The organism is Citrobacter portucalensis (assembly GCF_023374935.1).
Lineage (GTDB): Bacteria > Pseudomonadota > Gammaproteobacteria > Enterobacterales > Enterobacteriaceae > Citrobacter > Citrobacter portucalensis.
This window is the reverse complement of the sequence record NZ_CP092466.1, coordinates 3700309-3717895: the sequence shown is the minus strand read 5'-3', so window position 1 is coordinate 3717895 and position 17587 is coordinate 3700309. Positions and strand designations below refer to the sequence as shown.

The following is a 17587-nucleotide window of genomic DNA, read 5'->3' as shown; positions in this document are numbered from 1 at the left end:
ATGAAATTCCTGTTTCAATAATTATTGCGCAAAGGGATTTTTTGTTTCGTATGACTTCAAATAAAGGGCATCGGAAATCAGGTATTGATAGATATCGTCAACGATGTCGATACCATGGACCGCAGCATTGCGTTGATTAATATCTTGATCTTGCCCAGGGTAATAAACTTGTTTAAAACCAGGTGCAGGCGTAACGGCATTTAACTCTTGCATGGTTTGGCTGAGATGCTGACGAAATAATTGGCTGGAGGAAAAAAACTCGGGATTAATAACCAAATGCAGTTGGCCTAAATTACGCCCCGCATGCAAATCTTCATACATGGAACTGACCTGACGACCAAATGGTAATCCCAGCAGAATGCCGGATAGCACATCGATCATCATCATCAGGCCATAGCCTTTTGGCCCAGCTGCAGGTAGCAATGCATTGACAGCAAAAGGGTCGGACGTCGGCGCACCGTTTTTATCGACAGCCCAGGTATCGGGAATCGGTTCGTTACGCGAGCGGGCATCGAGAACTTTACCCCAGGCTTGCACCGTTGTGGCCATATCAAATGTCATGACATCGTCACCTTCTCCAGGTGCCGCGAAGGCTAATGGGTTGGTTCCGTAGTAAATATCCGCGCCGCCGAAAGGTACAACCATCGGGTCGGACTGGCAAACGGAGAGGCCGATAAGTCCAGCATGGGCGGCTTGTTGCACGAAGTAAGAAATGGCTCCACTGTGTCCCATTCGGCTAATTCCGACAACGGCGACACCATTTTTTTTAGCAATTTCAATTGCATGCTCCATACCAATTTTTGCAGCGACTTGCCCGGCGGCGTTATCGGCATGCAAAATCGCTGTGCAGGGACCGGTATCTTCAAAACGAAATGTGGGTTCGCGGTTGGTACCGCCTTTTGAAATGCGCTCGGCATAGTATTCAACGCGTACGGCACCATGAGAGTGAATGCCTCTGGCATCGGCATAAACCAATACCTCGGCAACCGTTGCGGCGTGCTCACGTTTTAGTCCGGCCTTGCAAAGCTTATTCTCGATAAGCTGGTGGAGTGTTTCCCGACTGATTTTCATCTGTCTTCCTTTTTAACGACGGTGTGAAGCATGACTGCCGTTAACATACCGGGAATATAAATAGAATATGTGATCCAGATACGCAAAAAAATATAGTTAGAATTTATTTGATAATCAGAGGGGATTTTCCATTTCTTTTTAAATAAATATTGCCGTTAGAAAATAACATGTAATCCTCTGGTGGTTATTAAAATTCTTTTGCTAATAAATTGTATGTGATATTAGTCACTCTATTTGTGATGCCGGATATATACCTTGAGCGACACATTAACACTACTCGTGCAATTGCCATGGGTGCAATTATTAAGGGGTTGTTATGATTCACGCCTTTATTAAAAAAGGGTGTTTTCAGGACTCTGTCAGTTTAATGATTATTTCACGCAAGCTGAGTGAGTCCGAAAATGTAGATGATGTATCGGTCATGATGGGAACGCCAGCGAATAAATCGTTGTTGGAAACGACCGGGTTCTGGCATGACGATTTTAATCAGGCGACGCCGAATGATATTTGCGTGGCGATCCGAACTGAAACTGCCGATCAAAGTATTACCCAAGCTATTCTGCAACAGCTGGATGAGTCGTTGCAGCAGTTGGCGCAGGCCACCGGGGGGAGTCAAGCGCTCCTGCAGGTCAGACGCTGGGAAAGCGCGTGTCAGAAACTGCCTGAAGCGAATATGACATTAATTTCTGTTGCTGGCGAATATGCGGCGGAACTGGCGAACCAGGCACTGGATCGCAACCTGAACGTCATGATGTTCTCCGATAACGTTACCCTGGAAGATGAAATCGCTCTGAAGCGCCGTGCGCAGGATAAAGGTCTACTGGTGATGGGACCTGACTGCGGAACTGCCATGATCGCCGGTACGCCGCTGGCTTTTGCCAACGTGATGCCGGAAGGCAATATCGGTGTAATTGGCGCCTCCGGTACAGGAATCCAGGAACTCTGTTCACAAATTGCGTTGGCCGATGAAGGTATTACTCATGCTATTGGCTTGGGGGGGCGCGATCTGAGCGCCGAGGTGGGCGGGATTAGTGCACTTACCGCACTGGAGATGCTTGGGGCAGACGACAAAAGTCAGGTGCTGGCTTTTGTGTCAAAACCACCGGCAGAAGCTGTTCGTCAGCGTATTGTTACTGCGATGAAAGCTACGGGAAAACCTGTTGTAGCACTGTTTTTAGGTTATACCTCAGCGGTTGCCAGAGACGAGAACGTCTGGTTTGCAGCAACACTGGATGATGCAGCCCGTCTTGCCTGTTTACTGGCGCGAGTGACTGCGCGACGCAGTGCGCTTTTCGCTACAGGAGATGGCGTAATCAGGGGGCTGTATACCGGAGGTACGCTGGCTGCTGAAGCGGCGGGGTTGCTGGCCGGTCACCTGAATGTCCCGGCGGATGCGGAACACCACCACGGGATGATGCTGGATGCCGCCGGGCATCAGATTATCGATCTGGGTGATGATTTTTACACTGTCGGGCGTCCGCATCCGATGATCGATCCCGCATTACGTAATCAGCTTATTACAGATCTGGGTTCGCAGCCGCAGGTGAGGGTGCTGCTGGTGGATGTTGTGATTGGCTACGGTGCGACAGCCGACCCGGCTGCATCACTGGCCCAGGCCTGGCAGAAAGCGTGTGCTGCGCGAGCTAGCGAGCAACCGCTGTTTGCCATTGCGACGGTCACCGGCACTGAGCGCGATCCGCAGTGCCGTTCACTGCAAATTGCCACGCTGGAAGATGCCGGTATCGCCGTGGTGAATTCACTGCCCGAGGCAACACTACTTGCCGCTGAACTGATTCGACCAGTTCAACCGTTATCTCATCAATCCGCACCTGCGCTACTGGAAAAAGTGGCGGTTATTAATGCCGGGTTACGCAGTTTTGCACTGGATTTACAGGCGGCAGAAAAGCCTGTGGTGCATTACCAGTGGGCGCCTGTCGCTGGCGGTAATAAAAAACTGGCTCGTTTATTAGAACGTTTGCAATAAGGGGTTCCAATGTTTACATCAGTGGCGCAAGCCAACGCTGCAGTAATCGAACAAATTCGTCGTGCGCGTCCGCACTGGCTGGATGTGCAACCAGCTTCCTCGTTAATCAGTGAACTCAATGAAGGGAAAACACTGCTTCATGCAGGACCGCCAATGCGTTGGCAGGAAATGACTGGCCCGATGAAAGGTGCCTGCATTGGTGCATGCCTGTTTGAAGGATGGGCCAATGATGAAATAGGCGCGCTGGCTTTACTGGAGCAGGGAAAAGTCAATTTTGTACCTTGCCATCATGTTAATGCCGTGGGCCCAATGGGCGGAATCACCTCTGCCAGCATGCCGATGCTGGTGGTGGAAAATATCACCGAAGGGAACAGGGCTTACTGCAATCTCAATGAAGGCATCGGCAAAGTGATGCGCTTCGGCGCGTACGGTGAGGATGTCCAGCAGCGTTTACGTTGGATGCGTGATGTTCTGATGCCGGTCTTAAGCGCAGCGCTGGGCACTCTGGAGCAGGGTATTGACCTGACCGCCATGATGGCACAGGGCATTACGATGGGCGATGAGTTCCATCAGCGCAATATTGCTTCTTCAGCCCTGTTGATGCGTACGCTGGCCCCGCAAATTGCCCGTCTGGAACATGATAAGCAGCAGATTGCTGAGGTGATGGATTTCCTTAGTGTAACCGACCAGTTCTTCCTTAACCTGGCGATGGCTTACTGCAAAGCGGCAATGGACGCCGGAGCCCAGGTGCGTTCTGGCAGTATTGTGACGGCAATGACCCGTAATGGCGACATGTTCGGTATTCGCGTAAGCGGACTTGGCGATCGCTGGTTTACCGCGCCTGTTAACACCCCGCAGGGATTGTTCTTTACCGGTTTTTCACAGGAACAGGCTAACCCGGATATGGGTGATAGCGCCATCACTGAAACCTTTGGTATCGGCGGTGCGGCGATGATTGCCGCGCCTGGCGTAACGCGTTTTGTCGGTGCCGGAGGAATGGAAGCCGCAAAATCCGTCTCCGAAGAGATGGCGGAAATCTATCTGGAGCGCAATATGCAGCTACAAATCCCCGGCTGGGATTTCCAGGGGGCCTGTCTGGGACTTGATATCCGTCGCGTGGTCGAAACAGGGATTACGCCGCTGATTAATACTGGTATTGCCCATAAAGAGGCCGGTATTGGCCAGATTGGTGCCGGTACAGTCCGTGCACCGCTCGCTTGCTTTGAGCTGGCACTGGAAGCGCTGGCTGAAAGCATGGGCATTAGCTAACAGAGGCGCGCATGATGATCATCCACCCTCTGATGGGCAGCCAGCAATCTGCGGATTTTCGCCAGTCATGGCAATTGTCTGGTGTCTGGCGACGCTCGATTAACCTTGTAGCCGAAGGGGGCGCATTGTTAACGCTGCACCGCCAGGGAAGCGGCTTTAGCCCAGGGGGATGGGTGATCCGTGCACATGACTTTGATGCGCTGCGTACGTCGTTAAGTGGTAGTGAAACCCCTCTGGCTGTCCCCGAGGGGATTGTGTTGGGACCGTATCTTTTACGTCAACCTCAGCGCTGCTGTTCATTGCAAATAACCTATCGCCCTCATGCCGCGCGCCTTGCACCGGCCTGGATGGAGCGCGGCGAGGAAACGGGATTATTTGGACCGTTAATGCTGGCGGCAAGCCTGCCTTTGTGCCCCGAGCTACGTCAGTTCCGCCACTGTTTCTTCTCGGCGCTTGCCGGTTTGTCGACAGACTGGCGGCAGTGGTTGGGCAAGGGACCTGGTTTAACGCCCAGTCATGATGACACGTTGACTGGCATGCTGTTGGCCGCCTGGTATTTTGGTGCGTTGAATAAGGATTCCGGTCACCGTTTCTTTGATTATTCCGGCAACCTTGAACAAGCGACGACCGTGGTTAGCGTGAGCTATTTGCGCTACGCGGCACTAGGGTACTTTGCTTCACCTTTACTCCACTTCACCCATGCTCTGCATCGCCAGGAAAGGCTGGATGCGGCGATAAATTCGCTGTTGGCGCTTGGGCATACCTCCGGCGCAGACACCTTGTTGGGGTTCTGGCTTGGACAACAAATCATAGAAGGATAGGGAATGAAAACGCTGGTTGTTGCTCTTGGTGGCAACGCATTATTGCAGCGCGGTGAGGCGCTAACGGCAGAAAATCAATATCGTAATATTGCCAGCGCCGTACCCGCCCTGGCGCGTCTGGCGCGTTCGTATCGCCTGGCTATCGTACATGGTAACGGACCGCAGGTTGGCCTGCTGTCGTTACAGAATCTTGCCTGGAAGGAGGTTGAACCTTACCCGCTGGATGTGCTGGTGGCAGAGACTCAGGGCATGATTGGTTATATGTTGGCGCAGAGCCTGACCGCAGAACCGGAAATGCCGCCGGTGACCACGGTGTTAACGCGGATTGTGGTATCCGAGAATGATCCCGCGTTTATGTCGCCGGAAAAATTTATCGGCCCGGTGTATTCGCCCGAAGAACAAACGCAACTGGAAGCGACTTACGGCTGGCATATGAAGCGTGACGGCAAATACCTGCGGCGTGTTGTCGCTTCGCCAGAACCTCGCCAGATCGTAGAAAGCGATGCTATTAAGCTCTTACTCAAAGAAGGGCATGTGGTGATTTGTAGCGGGGGCGGCGGCGTGCCCGTCACTGGCGAAGGATTAGGGTCTGAAGCGGTCATTGATAAGGACCTGGCGGCGGCGTTGCTGGCTGAACAGATCGATGCCGATGGTCTGGTCATTCTGACCGATGCCGATGCGGTCTATGAAAACTGGGGGACGCCGGAGCAACGCGCGATCCGTCAGGCCTCTCCTGATGAGCTGGCGCCGTTTGCTAAAGCTGATGGTTCGATGGGCCCAAAGGTTACTGCCGTAAGTGGATATGTGAAGCGACGTGGAAAACCGGCATGGATTGGCGCGCTGTCACGCATTGAAGATACGCTGGCGGGCAAAGCCGGAACCTGTATCCGTCTGTAAAAAAAGGGGGGGCGTTTATATGCACGCCCCCTATTTTCTTATTTCAGCTTTGACTGCGCCCAGATAATACTGCTGGCATATTCCGGCGGCAGCAGGGGGATAAGCGCTTCCAGCGTCGCGCTAAGGCGCGCGGTATCGCTGTCGCTCAGGTTCAGGTGACCCACCTTACGCCCTTCACGCACCTCTTTGTCATACCAGTGCAGATGCACCAGCGGCAGCTTCAGCCAGTCGTAGTTCAGGTCGCTACCAATCAGGTTTACCATCACCGAAGGGTGGTTCACCACCGGCGTCGGTAACGGCAGGTCGGTAATGGCACGTAGATGCAGCTCAAACTGGCTGATGCTGGCGCCGTTTTGCGTCCAGTGCCCGCTGTTGTGCACGCGCGGAGCTAGTTCGTTAATCAGCAGACCTTCCGGGGTGATGAAACACTCCATCGCCATCACGCCAACATAGCACAGCTCCTGCATGATGGCAGAGAGCATTGCTTCAGCTTGTTCCTGCTGTCTGGCGTTAGCCTGCGGGAACACCACGCTGGTGCGCAGAATGCCGTCCTGATGCAGGTTATGGGTCAGCGGATAGAAAACGGTGCTGCCGTCGTGCGCACGAGCGCCAACCAGTGAGACTTCTCCGGAGAAGTTGATTCCCCGCTCGACGATGCACTCGCCGTAGCAGTCGTCCGGCAGTTGCTCAGTTTCATTTGCGCGCAAGCGCCACTGTCCACGTCCGTCGTAGCCGCCGACGCGACGTTTCACAATCGCCAGCTCGCCAAGTTTGTCGAATATCGCAGACCATTCGCTTTTATCTGCCAGCAGTTGCCATGGCGCGGTCGCCAGACCGAGCTTGTCAAAAAGCTGCTTTTGCGTCAGACGGTCGGCAATAATCGGGAAGACGTCGCGGTTAACAAACGCCGGGTGGCGTGCCAGTTCGCGGGTGAGTGCCGTTTCCGGCCAGCGCTCAATCTCAGCGGTGATCACGCTTTGCTGAAAAGGGACCGCAGCCGGTTCAGCGTCCAGCCCGACGGGCCAGACCGCTATGCCCAGTGGCTCACCGGCCTGGCGCAGCATGCGCCCTAGCTGTCCGTTGCCAAGTACGCAGACCTGCTTCATGCGACACCTCGCGGGTCCGGGTTCTCCAGCACCTCGTCGGTTTGCGCTTTACGCCACTCAGCCAGACGCTGATGCAGTTCTTTGTCGTGTGTTGCCAGAATTTGTGCTGCCAGCAGGGCCGCATTTGCCGCCCCCGCTTTGCCGATCGCCAGCGTGCCGACCGGAATACCGCGCGGCATTTGAACGATAGAGTAGAGGCTATCTACGCCGCTCAGCGCTGCGCTTTGCACCGGAACGCCCAAAACTGGCACCAGCGTTTTCGCCGCAATCATGCCAGGCAAATGCGCTGCGCCACCGGCCCCGGCAATAATCACCTGATAACCGTTCTCTTCAGCGCTTTCGGCGAAGCTAAACAGTTTGTCTGGGGTGCGGTGGGCGGAGACGACTTCAACATGATGCGGAACGTCCAGGATTTCGAAGATTTCGGCGGCGAACTGCATGGTAGCCCAGTCGCTTTTGGACCCCATCACGATGGCGACACGCGCCGGATTATTGCGGGAAGACATGCGTCTGAAAACTCCTGTGGTGCACTACACTCGACTTTTGAGGCCACAGAGAATAGCATAATTCACCGCCAAGGAAAACGATTGCGCGCTTTGTACTTCACTCTTCAAGCTGCCTCTTTGTTGGCTGCATCTGCTCACCCCAGTCACTTACTTTTGTAAGCTCCAGGGGACTCACAGATTTGCCGCTTTGATGCAACTCGAATAGTTTTGTGTAAAGAGGAACTGGGTATCTGCAGAATTAAAACGGAAAGGCGATCAGTTCAACGTCGTCAGGGGTGACTTTGATCATCGAACCTTCGGTGTGCCATGCGCCTAATACCACGCGGAAAGCGGGTTGCTCATTGGCCGTAAGTTTGTGGACGGCAGGGCGGTGGGTATGGCCGTGAATTAACCACTGAACCTGATGTTTTTCCATCTCGCTAATCACGGCCTGCTGATTCACATCCATGATTTCCAGCGATTTGGTGGTGTTGGCTGCTTTGCTGTTGGCACGCATTTTCGCAGCGATTCGCTGGCGAACGAACAGCGGCAGAGCGAGGAACAGCTTCTGTAACCAGGGTTGATGCACTTTGGCGCGAAATGCCTGATAGCCTGCGTCGTCGGTGCATAAGGTGTCGCCATGCATGATCAGCACCTTGCGGCCATACAGGTCGAGCACTTTTTCTTCGGGAAGCAAGGTCATGCCGCTCGCACGGGCAAAACGTTTACCGAGCAGAAAATCACGGTTGCCGTGAATAAAAAAGCAGGGAACGCCGGAATCAGTCAGTGATTTTATCGCCGCGGCCATTTCACGATGCAGCGGATTAGGATCGTCGTCGCCAATCCAGGCTTCAAACAGGTCGCCAAGAATGTATAGCGCATCGGCCTTTCGCGCATCACCGGCTAAAAAACGCAGAAAACCGGCGGTGATCGCCGGTTCTTCTGTGCAGAGGTGAAGATCTGCAATAAACAGTGTCGCCACGATTACTCGCTGACGGTCACGTTTTCGATGATAACGTCTTCTTTTGGCACATCCTGATGCATACCGCTGCGACCAGTGGAAACGCCTTTGATTTTATCAACCACGTCCATGCCTTCAACAACTTCAGCGAACACGCAGTAACCCCAACCCTGCATGCTTTCGCCGGAGAAGTTCAGGAAGTCGTTGTCTGCAACGTTGATGAAGAACTGTGCGGTTGCGGAGTGCGGAGCCTGAGTACGCGCCATCGCCAGCGTACCACGAGTGTTTTTCAAACCGTTGTTCGCTTCGTTTTTGATCGCTTCTTTCGTGGCTTTTTGCTTCATGCCTGGCTCGAAACCGCCGCCCTGGATCATGAAACCGTTAATAACACGGTGGAAAATGGTGTTGTTGTAAAAACCTTCGCGGCAGTAGTCCAGGAAGTTTTTAACTGTTTCAGGCGCTTTATCATCAAACGTTTTGATTACGATATCGCCGTGATTAGTGTGGAAAGTAACCATTTTTGCATCCTGTTCCGATAGATTGGTGCTTCGACCCCGTCAAGGGTCAGAGTTAGGGGTGTGTTATAGCATAACCGCAAGCTGCGATCACCTCGCAAAGTGTGCTGCTTCCGGTCTAAATTATGGGTATTATACAGACTTTACTATCCACACACGTCTACACGGAATCTTCGATGTTAAAAATCTTTAATACACTGACGCGCCAAAAAGAGGAATTCAAACCTATTCATGCCGGGGAAGTCGGCATGTACGTGTGTGGTATTACCGTTTACGATCTCTGTCATATTGGCCACGGACGTACCTTCGTTTCTTTCGACGTCGTTGCGCGTTATCTGCGCTTTCTCGGCTATAAGCTGAAGTATGTGCGCAACATTACCGATATCGATGACAAAATCATCAAGCGCGCGAATGAAAACGGCGAAAGCTTTGTGGCGTTGGTCGACAGAATGATCGCGGAAATGCACAGCGATTTCGATGCGCTGAATATTCTGCGCCCGGATCTGGAGCCGCGTGCTACGCACCATATCGCTGAAATTATCGAAATCACTGAACAGCTGATTGCCAAAGGTCACGCTTATGTTGCCGATAACGGCGACGTGATGTTCGACGTGCCGACTGACCCGAACTACGGCCAGCTGTCGCGCCAGGATCTGGATCAGCTGCAGGCAGGCGCGCGCGTTGACGTGGTTGATGTGAAGCGCAACCCGATGGACTTCGTGCTGTGGAAAATGTCCAAAGAAGGCGAGCCGAGCTGGCCGTCTCCGTGGGGCGCAGGCCGTCCGGGCTGGCACATCGAATGTTCGGCAATGAACTGCAAACAGTTGGGCAACCATTTCGATATTCACGGTGGCGGTTCGGACCTGATGTTCCCGCACCATGAAAACGAAATTGCTCAGTCCACCTGTGCGCATGACGGTGAGTACGTTAATTACTGGATGCACTCAGGGATGGTGATGGTTGACCGCGAGAAAATGTCCAAATCGCTGGGCAACTTCTTTACCGTTCGCGATGTGCTGAAATACTACGACGCCGAAACCATTCGCTACTTCCTGATGTCTGGTCATTACCGTAGCCAGTTAAACTACAGCGAAGAGAACCTCAAGCAGGCGCGTTCTGCGCTGGAGCGTCTGTATACCGCGCTGCGTGGTACCGACAAATCCGTTGCGCCAGCCGGTGGCGAAGCCTTTGAAGCGCGCTTTATTGAAGCGATGGACGACGACTTCAACACCCCGGAAGCCTACTCCGTATTGTTTGATATGGCACGTGAGGTAAACCGTCTGAAGGGTGAAGATATGGCGGCGGCTAACGGCATGGCTGCGCATCTGCGTAAGCTTTCCAGCGTACTGGGCCTGCTGGAACAGGATCCAGAAGCGTTCCTGCAAAGCGGTGCGCAGGCGGATGACGGTGAAGTCGCTGAAATTGAAGCGTTAATCCAACAGCGTCTGGATGCGCGTAAGGCGAAAGACTGGGCGGCAGCTGACGCCGCGCGTGACCGTCTCAACGAGATGGGCATCGTGCTGGAAGACGGCCCGCAGGGTACCACCTGGCGTCGTAAGTAACTCTGTAATGCCCGGTGGCGCTTACGCTTACCGGGCCGTGTAGGCCGGATAAGACGCATCGCGTCGCATCCGGCAGATTAATATTTCCGATACCACCACAGCACACCCATCATTACGATTCCCGGCAGCCATACCCACATCAACTCCGACATGATCACCTGGTGCCCGTACGGCGTGGCGTAGCGTGACAGCGCGAACGGCGCGACTTTAATCACCTGCCACGGCGCGAAAAAGCGTTCATCCGACCACGGCCACAGCCAGCCGACGCCTTTGCCGCCGGTGGTGACAGAATCCAGCAGACTGTGCGACAGCAGTGAAACCGTCAGGAATAGCCAGCAGCGAATCAATCCCGCCTTAAACCATCGTCGGCCAATCAAGACGCAGAGCAGCGGTACCACGAAGGCGAACAGCAGTGAGTGGGTAAATCCCCGGTGGCCAAACACATTGCCGTAGGCGACGCCGAACTTAAATGACAACACGTCGGCATCTGGCAGCATGGCCAGAACGACGCCAGCAAACAGTAATCGTGGGGGGATGACTTTAAGTCCGAGACCTAACCCTAAACAGAGCGGAACGGCCGCGTGGGTAACGATAGTGGGCATGATGATCGCTTCGTGAGGAAAAACAACATGCTATCAGTTCACTGTGAAGTGGGGATGAAGTCATTATCTGAAAACGAGAGGGGGAAGTGGCCGGATACGGTGTTAACCTCATCCGGCACTTAGGGTCACGCCACGACGTTAATGCTGTGGCCTTCAAAGCTGACGGTCTGTCCGGCAACGATTTTGCAGCGTTTACGCGTTTCAACAACGCCATCGACCTTCACTAACCCTTCGCCAATAGCAATTTTTGCCTGGGCGCCGCTTTCGCTCCAGCCTTCCAGCTTCAGCAAATCGCAGAGTTCAACGTGTGGGTGTTTACCCAGTGAAAATGTGGCCATCTTAAACGTCCTTTACATCATGATATTCAACACACGCCTGCAGCGTGTTTTCGATAAGTGTGGCGACCGTCATTGGGCCTACGCCGCCGGGGACCGGCGTGATATATGACGCTCGTGCGGCCGCATCGTCAAAGACCACATCGCCAACAACCTTACCATTCTCCAGACGGTTGATGCCGACATCAATCACAATCGCACCTTCTTTGATCCACTCACCAGGAATAAAGCCCGGTTTACCGACGGCAACAATCAGCAGGTCAGCATTTTCTACGTGGCGGCGCAGATCTTTAGTGAATCGGTGGGTGACGGTGGTGGTGCAGCCAGCTAGCAGTAGCTCCATACTCATTGGGCGACCGACAATATTCGAGGCACCAATGACCACGGCATTCAGACCGTAGGTATCGATGTTGTAACGCTCAAGCAGGGTAACGATACCGCGCGGAGTACATGGGCGCAGACGCGGCGCGCGCTGGCACAGGCGACCGACGTTATACGGGTGGAAACCGTCAACGTCTTTATCCGGTGCAATACGTTCCAGCACTTTCACGTTGTCGATACCCGCCGGCAACGGCAGTTGTACCAGGATACCGTCGATGGTGGTATCTGCATTGAGCGTATCGATCAGCTCAAGAAGCTCCGCCTCGCTGGTGGTTTCAGGCAGGTCATAGGAGCGGGAGACAAACCCCACTTCGTCACAGGCTTTGCGTTTACTCGCAACATAAATCTGCGAAGCCGGGTTGCTACCTACCAGCACAACAGCCAGGCCTGGGGCGCGTAATCCAGCCGCTAAACGCGCCTGAACTTTTTGAGCAACCTCAGAGCGCACCTGCTGCGCAATCGTTTTACCGTCAATAATCTTTGCTGCCATCAGAGAGAGAATTCCGTCTGTTACGTTAAACCGAAGGGGATGTCACTATTTTGTCAGAAGCGGGGCGTGCTGTCAGTTTTCGTTTGCGTTTTTACGTGCGATAACGGGTGCCATGGTCAGAGCATGGGATCAGCACAGAGGCTGAAGTCTCCCAGGTAATTAATGAGCATGCGAATTAAAATTAACGTGAATGAAACAATTCATCACCCTGGTGTTTTCAGGGGTAATGCGCCATAAACCAGTCTGTTACGTACCTTTATGGGAGCATTTAAGTAATATTCACCCAGATTTTTCTTAGGTCCCAATAAGAATTGGCCAGGGTCAATAAAAGGATTTGCAGGTATTTTTCATTAATTGAAATGTTTAATTTAACCCTGTGACGAATAGTCATATTCGCGAAGATTAATTAGTGAATCAAATACTCAGGAGAGTTGGGGTAAAAGGTTAGCTAATTCTCTTGCGATATATATCTTTACAGGATGCAGAGATAATTAGCCTGACATTTAATGTCGATAATGATTCAAACGGATCCCGCAGGACGCCGGAGCCGGATGTGTGTAATTCAAGGGAAATCCATGAAACGTAAATTAATGACCTCTTCTGTTATTGCCAGCCTGATGTTAGTTGCAGGTGCAGCGGTTGCAGCCGATCCGGTAAGCGTTAGCGGCGGTACTGTGCATTTTGAAGGTGAACTGGTCAATGCAGCCTGTGCAGTCAGTACTCAGTCATCCGATCAGGTTGTCACCTTAGGCCAGTATCGTACCGCCAGTTTTACCGCAGTTGGCGATACAACGGCGCAAATTCCGTTCTCAATCGTGCTAAACGACTGTGACCCGAAAGTTGCCGCAACCGCAGCCGTGGCTTTCTCTGGTCAATCCGATATTACCAACAACAACCTGCTGGCTGTCACTTCTGCAGATAACGGTACTACTGCCAGCGGTGTCGGGATTGAAATCCTGGACAATACGTCCACCGCACTGAAGCCGGATGGAGCCACCTTCTCTACCGCTCAGGCGCTGGTAGAAGGGACCAACACCCTGCGTTTCTCTGCGCGTTACAAAGCCACAGCCACCAGCGCTACGCCGGGTCAGGCAAATGCCGACGCGACGTTCATCATGAAGTACGAATAAGCCGTTCTGATTTGCGCAAGGATGACGTTCGCCTCACTGGATGAGGCAATTTCCGGGGATGATGAAGGATGCGGCAGATGATAGGGAAAGGCGTGGCGCTGGCGGGAATGCTGTGCGTACTGCCTGTGTTTGCACATACGGTAATACTGGAAAGTGGCCGCCTTCACTTACGGGGGCAGCTCGTCAATGGTGCCTGTACGGTCGCTACCGACAGCCAAAATTTGCGGGTGCAAATGGGGCAGTATCGCACCAATGCTTTCTCCGGGACGGGAAGCTTTGCCTCGACCAGCGTGCCGTTTTCACTGCGCTTAACGTCATGCAGCTCCGATGTTTACGACCACGTTGGGATTGCGTTTGCAGGTGTGACACCAGCAGAAGATCCGCAGGTTTTTCTTGCCAGTGGTGATGCGTCTGCGGCTTCGGGGATCGGTCTGGCGTTATTTGATGAGCGCCAACGGCAAATTATTCCGAATGCGCTGCCGCTTCATTATGCACCGATTATAACGCAAGAGATGACGTTTCATTTCACTGCTCGTTATCGGGCTGTCTCGGAAAATATAACGCCGGGAACGCTTCGTTCAGACGTGTGGTTTACGTTGGTTTATCCCTGATTAATTTCCCAACGATAATCACACCAAAGGTATTTGTAGCTATGTTTAATTATCTAAAATCAGGTTTTATCCTTTTACTGGCCTTATTTTCTGCTGCCAGTGTTCAGGCTGCCGGCGGTATTGCATTAGGCGCTACCCGCGTTATTTATCCAGCTGATGCCAAACAAACGTCCCTGTCTATTAGCAATAGTGATACCAAAGAACGTTTCCTGGTCAATTCATGGATCGAGAATAGCTCAGGCGTTAAAGAAAAATCGTTTGTGGTTACGCCTCCGCTGTTCGTCAGCGAACCCAAAAGCGAAAACACGCTGCGTATCATCTATGCAGGTGTTCTGCTGCCCAAAGACCGTGAATCGCTGTTCTGGATGAATGTGAAAGCCATTCCGTCAGTCAATAAAAACAGCCTTGAGGGTAAAAACGTTCTGCAACTGGCGATTCTGTCCCGCATCAAGCTTTTTGTCCGTCCGAATAATCTGCCGCAAATTCCGGAAGATGCGCCCGGGATGCTGAAATTTTCCCGTACCGGCAACCACCTGAAAATCAATAATCCGTCAGCGTATTACGTCACCTTGGTCAATCTCAACGTGGGGAAAACGAAGGTTGATAACGTGATGGTCGCGCCGAAAAGTGATGCGCAGGTCCTGCTACCAACGGGCGTTCAGGGCAACGTCACGTTCCAGACGGTCAATGATTATGGCGCCGTGACCCCGGCCCAAACGGTTAGCGTGCGTTGAGATAACGATGAATAAGACAACGTATTTTCCTGGCCTGTTACCGGGGGTTACGCCACCGCTGGCGGGGGTGGCGTTGTCCACGCTGGCGGCGCTCTTTCCCTCTTTAAGCCATGGGGAAAGCTATTTTAATCCGGCCTTTTTATCTGCGGATACGGCAACCGTGGCGGATTTATCACGTTTTGAAAAAGGCAATCATCAGCCTGAAGGCGTTTATCGTGTGGATATCTGGCGCAACGATGAGTTTGTTGCCACTCAGGATATTCGTTTTACGAGCAGTGCGGGAAAAACCGGGGAGAAGTCTGGTGGGCTGATGCCGTGTTTTGGACTCGACTGGGTGAAGCGCCTTGGCGTCAATATCGCTGCATTTCCGGCACTCAGTAAGGATCCGAACGATACTTGCATCAATCTACCGGAGGCGATTCCAGGCAGCGAGATTGCATTTGATTTTTCTACCCTGCGCTTAAACGTCAGCCTGCCGCAGGCGTCAATGTTAAACAGCGCGCGTGGCTATATTCCGCCGGAGGAGTGGGATGAAGGGATCCCGGCTGCGCTGGTCAACTACAGCTTTACCGGCAGCCGCGGCAGTGACACTGACAGCTATTTCTTAAGTATGCTCAGTGGCCTGAATTATGGCCCCTGGCGCTTGAGAAATAACGGCGCATGGAGCTATTCCAAAGGTGACGGATACCACTCACAAAGCTGGAAAAATATCGGTACATGGCTTCAGCGCGCGATTATCCCGCTGAAGGGTGAACTGGTGATGGGCGACAGCAACACTGGCAACGACGTTTTTGACAGCGTCGGATTTCGCGGGGCGCGGCTCTATTCCTCAGACAGTATGTATCCCGACAGCTTACAGGGCTACGCGCCAACCGTTCGCGGCATTGTGCGTACCGCAGCGAAACTGACCATTCGTCAGAATGGCTATGTGATTTATCAAAGCTATGTGTCACCGGGCGCTTTTTCGATAACCGATCTCAACCCGACGTCATCCAGCGGTGACCTTGAGGTGACGGTGGACGAAAAGGACGGCAGCCAGCAGCGCTATACGGTGCCGTACTCCACGGTTCCCTTGTTACAACGAGAAGGGCGTTTCAAATACGACGTGGTTGCCGGGGATTTTCGCAGCGGCAATAGCCAGCAATCTTCACCGTTCTTTTTCCAGGGAACATTAATTGCCGGGTTACCAGAAGGCTACACCGCTTATGGCGGTACGCAGCTGGCCTCACGTTACACCGCGGTAGTTTTAGGCACCGGCCGAAACCTGGGGGACTGGGGGGCGGTTTCTGTGGATTTAACCCATGCGCGCAGTCAACTGGCGGATGACAGTACGCATCAGGGGCAGTCTTTGCGTTTTCTGTATGCAAAATCGCTGAACAACTTTGGTACAAACTTCCAGCTGTTGGGATATCGCTACTCAACGCGCGGCTTCTATACCCTTGATGACGTCGCGTATCGCAGCATGGAAGGGTATGAGTATGAATACGACAGCGAAGGCAATCGCCACGACGTGCCCGATGTGAAGAGTTACCACAACCTGAGTTACAGCAAAAAGGGCCGCTTCCAGATTAACATTTCGCAGAACCTGGGAGACTACGGCTCGCTGTATGTTTCGGGGAGTCAGCAAACGTACTGGAATACCTCAGACACCAATACCTGGTATCAGGTGGGCTATGCCAGCGGCTGGCAGGGGATTAGCTATTCACTCTCCTGGTCGTGGAATGAATCGGTAGGCATCTCCGACACCGACCGTATTCTGGCATTCAATATGTCAGTGCCGTTCAGCCTGCTAAGCGGACGGCGCTACTCGCGTGATAACGCGCTCGATCGCACCTACGCCACTTTTAATGCCAACCGCAACAGCAACGGACAAAACAGCTGGCAGAGCGGGATCGGCGGTACATTACTGGATGGGCGCAACCTGAGCTACAGCGTGAATCAGGGGCACAGCAGCACCAACGGTTACAGCGGAAACGCCAGCGCCAACTGGCAGGCGGCTTATGGCACGCTGGGCGTGGGATACAACTACGATCGCGATCAACATGACTATAACTGGCAGCTCTCCGGCGGCGTGGTGGGGCATGCGGACGGTATTACCCTCAGTCAGCCGCTGGGGGACACCAATGTGCTGGTTAAAGCACCTGGCGCGCAGGGTGTGCGGATAGAAAACCAGACCGGCGTGCAAACCGACTGGCGCGGATACGCGGTGATGCCGTATGCCACCGTTTATCGCTATAACCGCGTCGCGTTAGATACCAATTCAATGAACAACAATACCGATGTGGAAAATAACGTTAGCAGCGTCGTGCCAACGCAAGGGGCATTGGTGCGAGCAGCGTTTGATACACGTATCGGCGTGCGGGCACTGATAACCGCGAAATATGCAGGTAAACCTGTGCCATTTGGATCCGTTGTGCGTGAAAACACCAGCGGCGTGACCAGTATGGTGGGCGAAGACGGACAAATCTACCTGAGCGGCTTACCGCTAAAAGGCGAATTGCTGATCCAATGGGGGGAAAGCGCTAACGCTCGCTGCGTGGCGCACTATGCCTTGCCTGAGGAGAGTCTGAAACAGGCGGTGACGCTCACGAACGTGACGTGCGAATCTCCAACGGCACGACAGGAATAATACG

At 53.2% G+C, this 17587-nt stretch carries 17 protein-coding genes; 9 read left to right on the top strand and 8 right to left on the bottom strand.

Annotation, left to right across the window (positions count from 1 at the left end; genetic code table 11):
• Positions 1 to 21: 21 nt before the first annotated feature.
• Positions 22 to 1071 (bottom strand): ureidoglycolate dehydrogenase, encoded by a 1050-nt coding sequence (gene allD / locus LY264_RS18085; protein WP_048226228.1) that lies wholly within the window; start codon positions 1069 to 1071, stop codon positions 22 to 24.
• A 316-nt stretch (positions 1072 to 1387) separates the two neighbouring features.
• On the opposite strand from allD, the gene LY264_RS18080 reads away from it, so the two are divergent.
• The 4 genes from LY264_RS18080 to LY264_RS18065 are packed head-to-tail and all read left to right on the top strand — an operon-like array spanning position 1388 to position 6042.
• Positions 1388 to 3055, top strand: a complete 1668-nt coding sequence (locus tag LY264_RS18080; RefSeq protein ID WP_048226226.1) for an acyl-CoA synthetase FdrA — start codon at positions 1388 to 1390, stop codon at positions 3053 to 3055.
• 9 nt (positions 3056 to 3064) lie between these two features.
• The gene (locus LY264_RS18075) at positions 3065 to 4324 is read left to right on the top strand and encodes a YlbE family protein (protein ID WP_071692488.1); all 1260 of its coding nucleotides are present in this window, start codon (positions 3065 to 3067) and stop codon (positions 4322 to 4324) included.
• Positions 4325 to 4335: 11 nt separating this feature from the next.
• Positions 4336 to 5145: an oxamate carbamoyltransferase subunit AllH family protein gene (locus tag LY264_RS18070; RefSeq protein WP_048226221.1), complete on the top strand. Its 810-nt coding sequence runs from the start codon at positions 4336 to 4338 to the stop codon at positions 5143 to 5145.
• Between the two features lie 3 nt (positions 5146 to 5148).
• Positions 5149 to 6042, top strand: a complete 894-nt coding sequence (locus LY264_RS18065; protein WP_048226219.1) for a carbamate kinase — start codon at positions 5149 to 5151, stop codon at positions 6040 to 6042.
• 38 nt (positions 6043 to 6080) lie between these two features.
• On the opposite strand, the gene purK is transcribed toward LY264_RS18065, so the two are convergent.
• From purK to ppiB, 4 genes are all read right to left on the bottom strand, one after another.
• Positions 6081 to 7148, bottom strand: a complete 1068-nt coding sequence (gene purK / locus LY264_RS18060) for a 5-(carboxyamino)imidazole ribonucleotide synthase (RefSeq protein ID WP_048226217.1) — start codon at positions 7146 to 7148, stop codon at positions 6081 to 6083.
• Positions 7145 to 7654, bottom strand: coding sequence for a 5-(carboxyamino)imidazole ribonucleotide mutase (gene purE / locus LY264_RS18055; RefSeq protein ID WP_048226215.1), 510 nt, complete (start codon positions 7652 to 7654; stop codon positions 7145 to 7147). Before purE ends, purK begins: the two co-directional genes overlap by 4 nt.
• A 238-nt stretch (positions 7655 to 7892) precedes the next feature.
• Positions 7893 to 8615 carry a UDP-2,3-diacylglucosamine diphosphatase gene (gene lpxH, locus LY264_RS18050; protein ID WP_048214761.1) on the bottom strand — a complete coding sequence of 241 codons (723 nt, stop codon included), beginning with the start codon at positions 8613 to 8615 and terminating at the stop codon, positions 7893 to 7895.
• A 2-nt stretch (positions 8616 to 8617) separates the two neighbouring features.
• Entirely contained in the window at positions 8618 to 9112 is a 495-nt protein-coding gene (ppiB, locus tag LY264_RS18045; protein WP_003021875.1) for a peptidylprolyl isomerase B, read from the bottom strand.
• A 173-nt stretch (positions 9113 to 9285) separates the two neighbouring features.
• Between ppiB and cysS the strand changes: the two genes are divergently transcribed.
• Positions 9286 to 10671 carry a cysteine--tRNA ligase gene (gene cysS, locus LY264_RS18040; RefSeq protein ID WP_003831109.1) on the top strand — a complete coding sequence of 462 codons (1386 nt, stop codon included), beginning with the start codon at positions 9286 to 9288 and terminating at the stop codon, positions 10669 to 10671.
• 77 nt (positions 10672 to 10748) lie between these two features.
• Here cysS and LY264_RS18035 read toward each other — a convergent pair whose 3' ends face one another.
• From LY264_RS18035 to folD, 3 genes are all read right to left on the bottom strand, one after another.
• A complete protein-coding gene (locus tag LY264_RS18035) occupies positions 10749 to 11273 on the bottom strand; it encodes a metal-dependent hydrolase (RefSeq protein WP_048214760.1) in 525 nt (174 codons plus the stop codon).
• A gap of 125 nt (positions 11274 to 11398) precedes the next feature.
• Positions 11399 to 11611: a ribosome-associated protein YbcJ gene (gene ybcJ, locus LY264_RS18030; RefSeq protein ID WP_003831111.1), complete on the bottom strand. Its 213-nt coding sequence runs from the start codon at positions 11609 to 11611 to the stop codon at positions 11399 to 11401.
• A gap of 1 nt (position 11612) precedes the next feature.
• Entirely contained in the window at positions 11613 to 12479 is an 867-nt protein-coding gene (gene folD, locus LY264_RS18025; RefSeq protein WP_003831112.1) for a bifunctional methylenetetrahydrofolate dehydrogenase/methenyltetrahydrofolate cyclohydrolase FolD, read from the bottom strand.
• Between the two features lie 575 nt (positions 12480 to 13054).
• On the opposite strand from folD, the gene fimA reads away from it, so the two are divergent.
• The 4 genes from fimA (at position 13055) to LY264_RS18005 (ending at position 17583) form a co-directional block, all read left to right on the top strand.
• A complete protein-coding gene (fimA, locus tag LY264_RS18020; protein ID WP_032934356.1) occupies positions 13055 to 13609 on the top strand; it encodes a type 1 fimbrial major subunit FimA in 555 nt (184 codons plus the stop codon).
• Positions 13610 to 13686: 77 nt separating this feature from the next.
• Entirely contained in the window at positions 13687 to 14220 is a 534-nt protein-coding gene (gene fimI / locus LY264_RS18015) for a type 1 fimbrial protein subunit FimI (RefSeq protein WP_032942585.1), read from the top strand.
• A gap of 41 nt (positions 14221 to 14261) precedes the next feature.
• Positions 14262 to 14954, top strand: coding sequence for a type 1 fimbria chaperone FimC (fimC, locus tag LY264_RS18010; RefSeq protein WP_048226213.1), 693 nt, complete (start codon positions 14262 to 14264; stop codon positions 14952 to 14954).
• Positions 14955 to 14961: 7 nt separating this feature from the next.
• A complete protein-coding gene (locus tag LY264_RS18005) occupies positions 14962 to 17583 on the top strand; it encodes a fimbrial biogenesis usher protein (RefSeq protein ID WP_171846085.1) in 2622 nt (873 codons plus the stop codon).
• Positions 17584 to 17587 lie beyond the last annotated feature (4 nt).